We start from the raw sequence: 13,540 nt of genomic DNA, 5'->3' as shown, positions 1-13,540 counted from the left end.
CGCGCCGGGAACGCGCTACCGCGATTTCACCAGACCCGAGAAGCCGGCGACCGCCAGAAGGCCGAGCGCCCAGCCGATGATCGAGTGGAAGAAGAAGTAACGCAGGGCAAAGCCCCCGCCCGGCTTCATGGAGTTCGGCCGCCAGTAATCCTTCTGGCCGATGGACAGAACCGGCAGCAGGACGTCCAGCGAGTACATTCCCGCATTGAATTCCGGATAGCTCGATGCCTCGGGCTGATTGAGGAAGCAGGTAAGCTGCGTCTCACCGGCTTTGGCGCGGCCCTGCCAGCTCTGGCCGCTGGAGGGCATGTAGCGCTCCTGCGTATCGGGCAGGTTGCACATCGTCCATTCCAGCGAGCGCAGCATGACCGGGCTGCTCGGCATCATCGCGCCGGTCTTGTATGCGAAGAAGAAGACCCCGATGCCGACGACCCAGAACAACAGGATCCAGATCAGGGCGTAGAGCGGCTGGCGGCCGTAGCGCACCGTGATGTTCAGGATACCGTCGCCGAGGGTCAGGAGAAAGCGCACCAGGTCGCTGCGTGTGCGGCCACGGCGGGCGCGCCGCTGCAAGCGTTCCTTGGCGATCAGCACTTCCCGGGCGTCCTCGTCATGCCCCATGTCACAGAAGACCACGGAGAGATGTTCATAAGGCTGCGGCCAGAAATCGGTGGCCCAGCGGGTGGGCGCCTGCCGTCCCAGCCATTCGAGGCGGCTCGCCGCATCCACCGGCCCGCCGATGAAGGCGCCGTACTGGCATCGGTTGAGAAGCAGGTTTTCCGGCTTGGGCCAGCTTTCCCGGTCGTCGTCGATCGCGCCGATAGTGGCCGCCGTCAGGTCGAGCACACCGTCGACCTTTGCATCCTCGCGCAGCACGAAGGCGCCGGCGATCGCGGCGTGGTTGAGCCGCAGGGCAAATCCCCCGGGCTGGGTGAGCGTCACGGCGGTGCAATTGACGTCGCCGCCCAGCCGGACGGAGAGCAGCCGCGTCTCGCCGGCAATGTCCGCGCCGCTCAGGACGAAGTCCCCTTCCGCAGCGAGGGCATCGCCGTTCAGCGCGATTTCGCCCGGCCGCTCGATATGCACTCCGGCCGTATTGATCCCCCCGCCGAGCCGCGCCGACGCCAGATTGATGCTGCCCTTCACGCGCCCGCCGCGCAGCAGGACATTACCCCGCACCTCGATGCCGCCGGCATCCAGCGCGGTCTCGCCGGGCCATTCGAGCGTGACGCCGTCGGCTTCCATGGTGCCGCCGAGGCGCGCGCCGATCATCCTGACCGCGCCTGTGAAGGCCGAGCCTTTCATGGAGACGGACCCTCGGGCCTCCAGCCGGTCGGCCTGCAGGCCCGGCAGGCGGGAGCCGTCGAGGAACAGGCTGTCGATGATGGCGGCGCGCAGGATGGGCACGGAATCGAAATGGCAGTCCTTGAGGCCGATATCCTTCGGAATACGGCAGCCTTCGAGGTCGAGAACGCCGGTGATCCAGGCCCCGCTCAGCTTCAGACCCCGCCCTTGCGAGGAGGCGCTACTGTCCCTCAGGATGAGATAGCGCAGGAACTCGGCCCGTACGGAGCGTTCGGGGCGCTCCTCGTTCGGCCGAAGCCCGTCGCCCACACGCTCGATGCCGAATCCTCGCCGGCTGGAGACGATTTCGGCCTCGGCGGGAGACAACGGAAGAAAATCGTCGAGGCCCGCATCGGACAATGCGCGCGCGGCGGACTTTCCAGCTTCATCGTCCATATCTCGCCCCCGGTTCCGGCTCGAAGGCCGAATTCCGTCTCTCTCGCAGAACCTGCCCACATTCCCTTAACCCGCCTTTTGGCAGCGGAAAAGGGCAGAATTCCGATACGTCGCTACAGCCTGGCCCCGGCTTTCGCACCCGTTTTAGGCCTATCACTTTTTAAGGTTGCGGGGCGGCGGGGATGGACAAGGCCGGCCACCATGCCTACGGTGCGCCTGTCGGCAATTAACATTAGGAGATGCTCATGAAGCGGGTTGCCTTTCTCTTCCTTTTCGGAACGCTAGCTCTGGCAGGGTGCACACCCACGGAACGCGGCGCGGGCATCGGTGCGGCTTCGGGCGCAGTGATCGGCGGTGCGATTACCGGTAACGTACGCGGAGCCGCCGTCGGCGCGGCGATCGGTGGCGTGACCGGAGCGGTCATCGGCAATGTCGCCGGCCAGCCGGGACGCTGCTACTTCCGCGACCGCCACGGCCGCCGCTACATCGCCGATTGCCCCCGGCGATAGGATCCGGCCCTCGGTCGGCACGACATATCCGTGCGTTCCATGGAGCGCACGGACCCAACTTCCCCAGGATTCTCGTCTCGGACAGGGCCTGAGATTTGCCTGATGCTCCGGTTTTTTCCTATTGCGGATCATTCATTGCCGGAGTTCACCATGTTCCCCTTCCCCCGTGAAACGCACCTGCGCCACCTGGTTCTTCTGGCGACGTTAAGCGTTACACCGACAGCCCTTCAGGCGCAGACGGCGGCGGTCGGCACGATGACGGTTCAGGTGGAGGACGTGTCGCCCCGGCACGAATTCGTCGGCCGCGTTGAGGCCATGGATTCCGTCGACCTGCGCTCCCGTATCGACGGCTTCATCGAAAAGCGGCTGTTCGACGAGGGAAGCGTCGTGGAGGCGGGCCAGCCGCTTTTCCTGATCGATGCGCGCGGCCTTGAGATCGCGCTGGACGAAGCCCGGGCGAATCTGGCGAGCGCGAAGGCGTCCGAAGCGGATGCCGTGCGCCGCCTCGAGCGCAATCGCTCCCTGAGCCAGACGGTCTCCCGCGCGGTGCTTGAGGAAAGCCAGGCGGCACGCGAGAATGCGGGCGCGGCCGTGCTTTCGGCGGAGGCCCGCGTGCGGCAGGCCGAGCTCAATCTCAGCTACACCAGGATAACCTCTCCCCTCGCCGGCCGCATCGGCGGGGCGTCCCTTTCGGCGGGCAGCTTCGTCAATGCCAGCTCGCCGGCGCTGGCGCGGGTCGTGCAGATGGACCCGATCCGCGTCGTTTTCTCCGTGAGCGACCGGGCGGTGCTGGACTTGCGCACGGCAGCCGGAGAGATCAGCAAGGACGAACTCGCCCGCCGCTTCGAGCCGTCGCTGCGCCTTTCGAACGGGCAGCCCTACGATCGGACAGGCAAGATCGAGTTCTTCGGCAACGAAATCGACGAACGGACCGGAACGCTCGCCGTGCGGGCGCAGTTCGCCAATCCGGCCCTCCTCCTCGTGCCGGGCCAGTTCGTCACGGTCGTCATCGCCGAGACCGAGCGCAAGATGCGCCCCGTGGTTCCCCTCGGCGCGGTGCAGCAGGACCGCGAGGGCAGATATGTCCTGCTCGTCGACGGCGACGGCAAGGCGGCCCTGCGCCGCATCACGGTCTCCGAGCAGGCGAACGGCAACTGGACTGTCGACAGCGGCCTTGAGGGCGGGGAAACGCTGATCGTCGAGGGCCTCGCAAACGTGACCGAGGGATCGCCCGTCGAGGCGCATGCGGTGCCGGACGACGACACGGACGCCGCGCAATGAATATCTCCGCTCCCTTCATCGACCGGCCACGCTTTGCGATGGTCATCGCGGTGATCATGCTGATCGCCGGCGCGGTCGCGCTGCTGCAGATTCCCGTCGCCCAGTTCCCGCAGATCACGCCGCCCGAGGTACAGGTCTCGGCAAGCTATCCGGGCGCGAATGCCAGCGTGATGACCGACAGCGTCGGCGCGCCGATCGAGGACCAGGTGAACGGCGTCGAGGACATGCTCTACATGTCCTCCTCCAGCACCAATAACGGCACCTACAGCCTGACGGTGACCTTCGCGCCGGGAACCGACCCGGCCATCGCGCAGGTCAACGTGCAGAACCGCGTGTCGATGGCGACCCCGCGCCTGCCCGCCGCCGTCACCCAGACCGGCGTCTCCGTCCGCAGCCGCTCCTCCAGCATGCTGATGGGCGTCGCGATCTATTCGCCCAAGGGCACGCACGACAACGTCTTCCTCAGCAACTATGCCACCGTCAACATCCGCGACACCATCGCCCGCCTGCCCGGCGTCGGCGAGGCGAGCGTGTTCGGCCCGACCTACAGCATGCGGATCTGGATGAACCCGGACCGCATGCAGGCGCTCGGCGTCACGGCGGCGGACCTAATGACCGCCATCCGGGCGCAGAACGCCCAGGCCTCCGCCGGCCAGATCGGCGCGCCGCCCTCCGTCTCCGGCCAGCAGCTCCAGCTCACCGTTCTGGCGCAGGGCCGGCTCGCCGACGAGAAGGAGTTCGGCGCCATCATCGTGCGCACCAACCGCGACGGCGCGATCGTGCGCCTGCGCGACGTCGCGCGCGTCGAACTGGGTGCGCAGTCCTATGACACGACATCCACGCTGAACGGACTGGCGAGCGCCACGCTCGTCGTCTACCAATCCTCGGACGCCAATGCGCTTTCGGTTTCCGAGGCGGTCGTCAGCGAGCTGGAGACGCTGTCGCGGCAGTTCCCCGACGATATCGCCTATACGGTGGTCTTCGACACGACCACCTTCGTCGAGGCGACCATCCACGAGATCTTCATCACGCTGGCGATCACCTTCGCCCTCGTCGTCGCGGTGGTCTACGCCTTCCTGCAGGACTGGCGGGCGACGGTCATCCCGACCCTGACAATCCCGGTCTCGCTCATCGGCGGCTTCGCCGTCCTCTATGTGCTCGGCTATTCGGCCAACACGATCACGCTCTTCGCGGTCATCCTCGCCATCAGCCTGGTGGTCGACGACGCCATCATCGTCGTCGAGAACGTTCAGCGTGTCATGGACGAGACCGGCGCCGACGTGCGCGAAGCGACCGTGCGCACCATGGGGCAGGTCACCGGACCGATCGTCGCCACGACGCTGGTGCTCGCCGCGCTCTTCGTGCCGGTGGCCTTCCTCGCCGGCATAACCGGCGAGCTTTACCGCCAGTTCGCCGTCACCATCCTCGTCACCATCGTCTTCTCGACCGTCAACGCGCTGACCCTCAGCCCGGCTCTCTGCGTGCTGATGCTGCGCCCCTCGCCGAAGCGCCGCCACAGCCTGTTCGAGAAGCTGAACAACGGCCTCGACGCCTCCCGGCGCTTCTATCTGAAGCTGCTGCTGGCCTTCACGCGACGCCTCGTGCTCGCCTCGCTCATGCTCGTCGCCATCATGGGCGGCATCTACGGCCTCTACCGTGTCCTGCCGACCGGCTTCGTGCCCGCCGAGGACCAAGGCTACCTGTTCATGAACGTGCAGCTGCCGAACGCAGCCTCGCTGGAGCGGACGGAACAGACGATCGCAGAGGTCAGCGCACTCCTCCAGCGCACGCCCGGCATCGCCAACACGATCGGCATCGCCGGCGTGAGCATGATCGGCGGCGGCGGCTCGAATTCCGGCATGATCATCACAGCGCTGAAGCCCTGGAGCGAACGCGGCGCGGACCAGAGCGCCTTCGCACTGATCGACCGGTTGCGCGGCGAGCTTGCGGCGATCTCCACGGCCACGGTCATACCGTTCAATCCGCCGGCCATTCCCGGCCTCGGCGCGACGGGCGGTTTCGACCTGCGCCTGCAGGCGCGCGCCGGCCAGAGCCAGGGCGAGCTTGCCGAGGTGATGCGCAGCCTGATCATCGGCGCGAACCGGACGCCGGGCCTCTCCGCGGTGTTCAGCACCTTCGCCGCGGATGTGCCGCAGGTCTATCTCGATATCGACCGTGAGCGGGCCGAGCTCTTCGGCATCTCGCCCGCCACAATCTTCAGCACATTGCAGGCCCATCTCGGCTCGTCCTATGTGGACGATTTCAACATCCTGTCGCGCGTCTTCCAGGTCCGTATCCAGGACGAACCGGCCTTCCGCAGCCGCATCGAGGATATTCAGCGGCTTCGGGTGCGCAGCGACACGGGAGACCTCGTTCCGCTGCAGGGCCTCCTGACGATCTCGACGGTCTACGGCCCCAGCTCGATCAACCGCTACAACCTCTTCCCCTCGGTCGCGATCAACGGGCAGGCGGCCGCCGGCACCAGCACGGGCGATGCGCTCATTGCCATGGAGGCGCTGGCCGAAAAGACCCTGCCGGCCGGCTTCGGCTACGAATGGACGGGCCTTGCCCTGCAGGAACAGCAATCCGGCAACCAGACGGCCATCATCCTGATCATGGGCATCGTTTTCACCTACCTCTTCCTCGTTGCGCAATACGAGAGCTGGAGCGTGCCGGTGGCCGTGATGATGTCCGTCACGGTAGCCGTTCTCGGCGCGCTGGGCGCGCTGCTCGTCGGCGGCATCGACCTCAACATCTATGCGCAGATCGGCCTTCTCCTGCTGATCGGACTTGCGGCGAAGAACGCGATCCTGATCGTGGAATTCGCCAAGGAACGGCGCGAGGCGGGGATGAGTATCGAGGATGCGGCGACCGAGGGCACCTCGCAACGCTTCCGCCCGGTGCTGATGACCGCAATGGCCTCCATTCTCGGCGTCGTGCCGCTCGTGCTCGCCATCGGCGCGGGCGCGGGCAGCCGGCAGGCCATCGGCGCGACCGTGCTCGGCGGCCTGCTCGTCGGCACCCTCGTCGGGCTGTTGATCATCCCCTTGCTCTACATCCTCGTGCAGACGCTGCGCGAGGCGATCAAGCGGCGCCTCTTCGGCTCGACCGACATTTCGGATGCCGGCGGAGCGGACGCGGACGAAACACAGCAGAACGGGGCGCCGGCCCCCTCCGCCAACTGATCCGGGAGAAACAACGCATGGTATCCTTCTTCAGCGGCCTGAGATACATCCTCGTCCTCGCCGCCGCCGCCGTGCTCTTCGGCGCGCTCCTCATGTTCTGGGAAGCCTCGCTGATGCTGATCGACGGCTACCGCATGGCCCGGCTCGATCCCGACATGTCGGTCGTCGTCGCCGTCCTGCGCGCCACGGACAAGGTGCTGCTGGGGATCGTCCTGATGGTGGTCGGCTGCGGCATCGCACTCGGCTTCATCATCGACATTCCCGCGGACCAGCGCTCCGAACTGCCGCAATGGATGATCATCGACACGGTGGGCGAACTGAAGAGCCTGTTCTTCCAGACCATCATTCTCTACCTCGTCGTCCACTTCGCCGCCCAGGTCGGCGAATCGGAGACGCCGCCGGACTGGAACGCGCTCGTGCTGCCGGCTTCGGCGCTGCTGCTCAGCGGCGCCATGAAACTGGCGGCCAGCTCGTCGCACCTGTCGGAGCAGGAACGGCAGAGCCGGGGCGACAGCAACGCACCGCCGCGCCACTGAACGGAAAAGGCCGGGCGGATGGCCCGCCCGGCCTTTTCTAAAGCATTTTCAACAACGTTCGGCGCGTCGTCGCACCCGGTAACGCCTTAGCCGCGCGCCTGAGCGGGAGCCTCAACCATATCGAGGCCGCCATGCGAGACGATATAGTCGATCACCGCATCCAGCCCCTTGCCACGCTGCAGGTCCGTGAAGCCGAAGGGGCGCCCGTCCCGCATGCGGGTCGCGTCAGCCTGCATGACATCGAGGTTCACGTTCACATGCGGCGCAAGGTCGGACTTGTTGATGACGAGGAAGTCGGACCGCGTGATGCCCGGGCCGCCCTTGCGGGGAATCTCCTCACCCTGGCACACCGAGATGACATAGAGCGTCAGGTCGGCGAGATCGGGTGAGAAGGTGGCTGCCAGGTTGTCGCCGCCCGATTCGATGAAGACGATGTCGAGGTCCGGAAATTTCCGGTTCATCTCGGCGATGGCCTGAAGATTGATCGAGGCGTCCTCGCGGATGGCGGTATGCGGGCAGCCACCGGTCTCCACCCCCATGATCCGGTCTTCCGAAAGGGCCTGCAGGCGCGCCAGGATGAGCGCATCCTCCTGCGTATAGATGTCGTTGGTGATCACCGCGATCGAATACCGATCCCGCAGCGCCTTGCAGAGTTTTTCCGTAAGGGTGGTCTTGCCCGACCCGACCGGACCGCCGATTCCGACGCGCAGGGGACCATTCGCTGATGCCATATTCGTGCCTCGATAAGCCTGGGAACGGCACCGCGCCGCCGCCTCGCATTTGAACCTTGAATCTATACCCTTGTCGAGCTACTGTTCAAGGAACAATAGATAAAAAGCGTTTTGTTCTGAATAACATATATCAAATTTGAATAAGAACGAACCGCGAATAATTTTGGGGGATTCAGCGCATGTCGAGTGGGGGATGGCACGCCGAGCTTGAGCTTTGGTTTGCCAATGCGCACGGCAAGACCCGTCTTGTACGCCGCCGCCATTGCGGCCCGCTTGCGGTGCAGCGCGCCTTCCATCCCGAGGCCGATGGTTCGGCCCATGTCTACCTCCTGCATCCGCCGGGCGGCGTGGCGGGCGGCGACAATCTCGAAATCACCTGCCACATAGCGCCCGAGGCGCGCGCCGTGCTCACGACGCCCGGCGCGACGAAATTCTATCGCAGCGAACGGGGCACCAGCACGCAGCGCACAGTGATCGATGTCGGCGCCGGCGCGACATGCGAGAACCTGCCGCAGGAGACGATCCTGTTCGAGGGTGCGGACGCGGCGGTGATCACGCGCGTCACGCTCGCCGAGGATTCGGCCTATATCGGCTGGGATTTCGTGAGCCTCGGCCGCCCGGCCGCCAAAGAACGGTTCCTCGCAGGCCGGCTTCGCCAGCGCGTCGAGATCTTCCGGGGGGACGAGCCCATCTGGTTCGAGCAGGTCGCCTTCTCCAGCGCGCCCGACGTGCTCGACGCGCCCTTCGCCTTCGCGGGGCATCCGATCGCCGGAACGATGGTCTATGCCGGCCCCATGCTGGACGACACCGTGGAGCGCATCCGCGAGGGCCTCGGCGAAGCGGCCAGCGGGGTCTTTTCCGCAAGCCAGCTCGAGCGGGTCATCGTCTGCCGCTACCTTGGAGAGCGCATGTCGGAGGGCAAGGCGCTCTTTCTCCAGGCGTGGAGCATCCTGCGCGAACACGGCCTGCGGAAAAAGGCAGTCGCGCCGCGCGTCTGGGCAACGTGAATTTAAAAAAACGAAGAGGATCGAGGTATGGAACTTCTACCGCGAGAGAAAGACAAGCTTCTGCTGTTCACGGCAGGTCTTCTGGCCGAACGCCGCAAGGCGCGTGGCCTGAAGCTGAATTATCCTGAAGTCGTGGCCTATATCTCGGCCGCGATCCTGGAAGGCGCGCGCGAGGGACGGACGGTCGCCGACCTGATGTCCTACGGCGCGACGCTTCTGACGCGCGACGACGTGATGGAGGGCGTTCCGGAAATGATCCACGACATCCAGGTCGAGGCGACGTTCCCGGACGGCACGAAGCTCGTCACCGTTCACAACCCTGTCCCGTAAGGAGACCGTCATGATTCCGGGCGAATACTTTATCGAGGATGGCTCCATCGAGCTGAACAAGGGACGGCAGACGATCAAGGTCGACGTCGCCAATTCGGGCGACCGCCCCATCCAGGTCGGCTCGCACTACCATTTCTACGAAACGAACACGGCGTTGCTGTTCGACCGGGACGCCACGCGCGGCTTCCGCCTCAACATTCCCGCGGGAACGGCGGTCCGTTTCGAGCCGGGTCAGGAACGCACCGTGGAACTCGTGGCGCTTGACGGCAAGCGCGAGGTTTACGGCTTCAACGCCAAGGTCATGGGCAAGCTGTAGGAGGCACGGATGACAACGATCACTAGACAGGCCTATTCCGACCTCTACGGCCCCACCAAGGGTGACCGCCTTCGGCTGGCCGACACGGAACTCATCATCGAGATCGAGGAAGACCGCACCGTCTATGGCGAAGAGGTCACCTTCGGCGGCGGCAAGGTCATCCGCGACGGCATGGGCCAGAGCCAGCGCCCGGCGTCCGAAGTCGCCGACGTGGTCATCACCAATGTCATCATCCTCGACCACTGGGGCATCGTCAAAGCCGACATCGGCATCAAGAACGGCCGCATCACCGGCATCGGCAAGGCCGGCAACCCGGATATCCAGCCCGGCGTCAACATCGTCATCGGCGGCGGCACGGACATCATCGCCGGCGAAGGCAAGATCATCACGGCCGGCGGCATCGACACGCATATCCACTTCATCGCGCCGCAGCAGGCCGAGGAGGCCCTGTCGAGCGGCACGACGACGCTTGTGGGCGGCGGCATGGGTCCGACCGTCGGCACGCTGGCGACGACAGTAACGGCCGGCCCCTGGGCCATCCACCGGATGCTGGAGGCCATCGAGGCGCTGCCGATCAATGTCGGCCTGCTCGGCAAGGGCAATGTCAGCCAGCCGGATCCCCTGCGCGAGCAGGTCCGCGCGGGTGCCGTCGGCCTGAAGTTGCACGAGGACTGGGGCACCACCCCCGCGGCCATCGACAACTGCCTGACCGTCGCCGACGAGATGGACATCCAGGTCGCGCTGCACTCCGACACGCTCAACGAGAGCGGCTTCGTGCGCGACACCTTCGCCGCCATGAAGGGCCGCACGATCCACAGCTTCCACACCGAGGGCGCCGGCGGCGGCCACGCCCCCGACATCATCACGGCGGCCGGGGAAGAGAACATCCTGCCCGCCTCGACCAACCCGACGCGCCCCTACACCATCAACACCGTCGACGAACATCTCGACATGCTGATGGTCTGCCACCATCTCAGCCCGCAGATCCCGGAGGACGTCGCCTTCGCCGAATCGCGCATCCGCCGCGAAACCATCGCCGCGGAAGACATCCTGCACGATCTCGGCGTCTTCTCGATGATGTCGTCGGACTCGCAGGCCATGGGCCGCATCGGCGAGACGACGACGCGCTGCTGGCAGACCGCCCACAAGATGAAGGTCCAGCGCGGCCCGCTGCCGGAAGACAGCAGCCGCAACGACAACTTCCGCGTCAAGCGCTACGTCGCCAAGTACACGATCAATCCCGCCCTGACCCATGGCTTCGCCCATGAGATCGGCTCGATCCAGGTCGGCAAGCGGGCAGACCTCGTGCTGTGGAAACCCGCCTTCTTCGGCGTCAAGCCGCAGCTCGTGATGATCGGCGGCATGATCGCGATGGCCCCGATGGGCGATCCGAACGCATCGATCTCCACACCGCAGCCGGTGCATTACCGGCCGATGTACGGCGTGCTTGGCCGGGCGATCGGCTCGACCGGCGTGACCTTCGTCTCGCAGGCGGCGCTCGACGACGGAATCGGCGAGAAGCTGAAGCTCACCAAGCAGCTCTCCGCCGTCAAGGGCACGCGCACGGTGCGCAAGAAGGACATGATCCACAACAACCGCACGCCGAAGCTGGAAGTCGACCCGCAGAACTACAACGTCCGCGTCGACGGCGAGTTGATCACCTGCGAGCCGGCGGACGTGCTGCCGATGGCGCAGCGCTACTTCCTGTTCTGACCCCTTTGCAAACGCCCCGGGCGCCGCCAGGCGCCCGGTTACCTCCCTTCGAGCGAGAGCGCGGCGCATGCAGACGAACCGTTTCCAAGACCATCCCTCCCTTTCCTTCGTCGACTGGTCGTTGCGCGGCATCGGCCAGGTCGTGTTCCAGAACAATCCGATCTCCGGGCTGGTGATCCTGGGCGCGCTGGCCTTCAATTCGTGGATCTATGCGGCGATCTGCGTCATCGGCGTGGTTGCGGCCACCGGAACGGCCGTGATCCTGAAGGCCGACAGGGCGCTCATCCGCGATGGCCTGTTCGGCTTCAACGGCGTGCTGGTCGGCCTTGCGCTCATCGCCTTCACCAGCGAGAATTTCCGCACGGGCGCCGTGCCGTCGCCGGCCATGCTCGTCTACCTCATCTGCGGCGCGGCGTTCAGCAGCATGGCCTTCGCCAGCATCGCCAATGTCCTTGCGCCCTACAAGACGGCGGCGCTGACTGCACCTTTCGTGCTCGTCGGCTGGCTGTTCCTCTTCGCGGTCCTCAAATTCGACGCCATCGATGCCGGTCCCATGGCCAAGCCGATCTCGCCGGAGCAGTTCTCCGACGCGGTGCCCTATGTCGTAGCGACCTGGTACGAGGGCATCGGCACGTCCATCGGCCAGATCTTCTTCCAGGACAACTGGATCACCGGCTATCTCATCCTCGTCGGCATCGCCATCAATTCGCGCGCCGGCGCCCTCATGGGCCTCATCGGGGCCATCGTCGGCACGGCTATCGCGGCCATCTACGGCGGCCCGGAAGGCGCGGTTCGCGACGGCCTCTTCGGCTATAATTCGGCGCTGACGGCCATGGCGCTCGGCGGCGTGTTCCTCGCGCTGACCTGGCAGAGCTTCCTCTACGCCGTCTTCGGCGCCGTCATATCGAGTTGGCTCTGGGCTTCCATCGCCATCTTCCTGACGCCGATCAGCATGCCGGTGCTGACCTCCAGTTTCGTCCTCGTCACCTGGCTCATGCTGCTGGGAGCGGGATCGTTCAAGGCCCTGACACCCCCGCCCCCGGCGGAATAGCCCCATCCGAAGGAACCCGTCCTTGCCCCATCGCTCCACGCAAATCCTGCCCCATGACGGCGGTGCAGGTCGCATGTCCATCGATATCGTCGTGCTGGCGCACGACCAGCGCCACGTGCGCCGCAAGCTCCTGCATACCCAGCATGACGATGTCGTCATGCTGGACCTGAAGGAACCGGTGCAACTCGCCCATGGCGACCTCCTGCTGACGGAGACGGGCGAAACGATCGAGGTGATCGCCGCCGAGGAAGCGCTCTACGAGGTGACGCCGAGAAACGGCCTGCACCTCCTGGAACTCGCCTGGCATCTGGGCAACCGCCACCTGCCAGCACAGATCGAGGCCGCGCGTATCGTCATCCTGCGTGACCACGTCATCCGGGACATGCTGATCGGCCTCGGCGCCGGCGTGCGCGAGATATCGGAACCGTTCCATCCGTTGCGCGGCGCCTATCACGGCTCCACGCACGGACATGGACACGGCCATGGTGGGCATGACCACGGAGACCATGAGCATGGGCACCACCATCACGGCCACGATTGATTGAACGGCCCTGCTCGCGGTTTTCTCTTAACGTAAGAACCAGTCCGTGCGCGTAACGTCCATATTTGAGCGGGCGGCATTCCAGCCGCTCCGCCTCTACACGGCGGTCAGGAACCGCCTTTCTTCGTTCTGAGAAACAGCGCGAGCGCCCCGATGGTGGCCGCGACGGCGACGCCAAGTTCGAGGATGGCCCTCGATCCGTCCCAGGCGACCGCCTCGCGCAGGAAGAGAACGGCCAGGACCGCGATGACGACGCTGACGAGGTGCGCCTTCAGGTCTTCCAGATCCTTCAACTGAAGCCAGCGCGGGCGCTCCACGGTCTCGTCGACGAAGAGTGCATAGAGGCCGATGCTGATGATGTAGACGGCAATGGCGATGAGGAACACATCGACGCTCTCGATGATGCCGACGGCGAAAATCTTGGCGGCCTTGGGCGAAAGCTCCGCATTCCGCACGGCGATGACGACGGCGTGGCCCATCACCGCAAGCTCATAGATGATCAGGGCAAGCGAACCGATCAGCGTGCCGATCACGGGCAGAACCATCATGTAGCGGCTTGCCGACAACAGCTTTGCGAGCATGACGTCCCCCTCTTTTCAC

The 13,540-nt window shown here is 65.4% G+C and carries 13 protein-coding genes; 10 read left to right on the top strand and 3 right to left on the bottom strand.

Annotated features, from left to right (window positions below):
- Positions 1-15: 15 nt before the first annotated feature.
- Positions 16-1,740 carry a hypothetical protein gene (locus MOE34_RS22570; protein WP_242224280.1) on the bottom strand — a complete coding sequence of 575 codons (1,725 nt, stop codon included), beginning with the start codon at positions 1,738-1,740 and terminating at the stop codon, positions 16-18.
- A 245-nt stretch (positions 1,741-1,985) separates the two neighbouring features.
- Here MOE34_RS22570 and MOE34_RS22565 point away from each other — a divergent pair, with 245 nt between their 5' ends.
- The 4 genes from MOE34_RS22565 to MOE34_RS22550 all read left to right on the top strand — a co-directional run bounded on the left by MOE34_RS22565 (position 1,986) and on the right by MOE34_RS22550 (position 7,251).
- Positions 1,986-2,249, top strand: coding sequence for a YMGG-like glycine zipper-containing protein (locus MOE34_RS22565; RefSeq protein ID WP_242224278.1), 264 nt, complete (start codon positions 1,986-1,988; stop codon positions 2,247-2,249).
- Between the two features lie 150 nt (positions 2,250-2,399).
- Positions 2,400-3,530, top strand: coding sequence for an efflux RND transporter periplasmic adaptor subunit (locus tag MOE34_RS22560; protein ID WP_242224275.1), 1,131 nt, complete (start codon positions 2,400-2,402; stop codon positions 3,528-3,530).
- Positions 3,527-6,715: an efflux RND transporter permease subunit gene (locus MOE34_RS22555; protein WP_242224273.1), complete on the top strand. Its 3,189-nt coding sequence runs from the start codon at positions 3,527-3,529 to the stop codon at positions 6,713-6,715. The genes MOE34_RS22560 and MOE34_RS22555 overlap by 4 nt, the downstream gene beginning before the upstream one ends.
- Before the next feature lie 17 nt (positions 6,716-6,732).
- Complete coding sequence (locus MOE34_RS22550; protein ID WP_242224271.1) at positions 6,733-7,251, top strand: YqhA family protein; 519 nt, start codon at positions 6,733-6,735, stop codon at positions 7,249-7,251.
- Between the two features lie 86 nt (positions 7,252-7,337).
- On the opposite strand, the gene ureG is transcribed toward MOE34_RS22550, so the two are convergent.
- The gene (gene ureG, locus MOE34_RS22545) at positions 7,338-7,982 is read right to left on the bottom strand and encodes an urease accessory protein UreG (protein ID WP_242224269.1); all 645 of its coding nucleotides are present in this window, start codon (positions 7,980-7,982) and stop codon (positions 7,338-7,340) included.
- Between the two features lie 179 nt (positions 7,983-8,161).
- Here ureG and MOE34_RS22540 point away from each other — a divergent pair, with 179 nt between their 5' ends.
- From MOE34_RS22540 to MOE34_RS22515, 6 genes are all read left to right on the top strand, one after another.
- Entirely contained in the window at positions 8,162-8,989 is an 828-nt protein-coding gene (locus tag MOE34_RS22540; RefSeq protein WP_242224267.1) for an urease accessory protein UreD, read from the top strand.
- Between the two features lie 27 nt (positions 8,990-9,016).
- The gene (gene ureA, locus MOE34_RS22535; RefSeq protein ID WP_242224266.1) at positions 9,017-9,319 is read left to right on the top strand and encodes an urease subunit gamma; all 303 of its coding nucleotides are present in this window, start codon (positions 9,017-9,019) and stop codon (positions 9,317-9,319) included.
- Between the two features lie 10 nt (positions 9,320-9,329).
- The gene (locus MOE34_RS22530; RefSeq protein WP_242224265.1) at positions 9,330-9,635 is read left to right on the top strand and encodes an urease subunit beta; all 306 of its coding nucleotides are present in this window, start codon (positions 9,330-9,332) and stop codon (positions 9,633-9,635) included.
- A 9-nt stretch (positions 9,636-9,644) separates the two neighbouring features.
- Positions 9,645-11,348, top strand: coding sequence for an urease subunit alpha (gene ureC / locus MOE34_RS22525; protein WP_242224264.1), 1,704 nt, complete (start codon positions 9,645-9,647; stop codon positions 11,346-11,348).
- A 67-nt stretch (positions 11,349-11,415) separates the two neighbouring features.
- Positions 11,416-12,399, top strand: coding sequence for an urea transporter (locus MOE34_RS22520; protein WP_242224263.1), 984 nt, complete (start codon positions 11,416-11,418; stop codon positions 12,397-12,399).
- Positions 12,400-12,472: 73 nt separating this feature from the next.
- A complete protein-coding gene (locus MOE34_RS22515; protein ID WP_242224920.1) occupies positions 12,473-12,940 on the top strand; it encodes an urease accessory protein UreE in 468 nt (155 codons plus the stop codon).
- Positions 12,941-13,047: 107 nt separating this feature from the next.
- On the opposite strand, the gene MOE34_RS22510 is transcribed toward MOE34_RS22515, so the two are convergent.
- Positions 13,048-13,521: a YqhA family protein gene (locus tag MOE34_RS22510; RefSeq protein WP_242224262.1), complete on the bottom strand. Its 474-nt coding sequence runs from the start codon at positions 13,519-13,521 to the stop codon at positions 13,048-13,050.
- Positions 13,522-13,540: the final 19 nt, after the last annotated feature.

Source organism: Shinella zoogloeoides (genome assembly GCF_022682305.1).
Lineage (GTDB): Bacteria > Pseudomonadota > Alphaproteobacteria > Rhizobiales > Rhizobiaceae > Shinella > Shinella zoogloeoides_B.
Note: the sequence above shows the minus strand (reverse complement) of the source record. Positions and strands in the feature narration are given on the sequence as shown.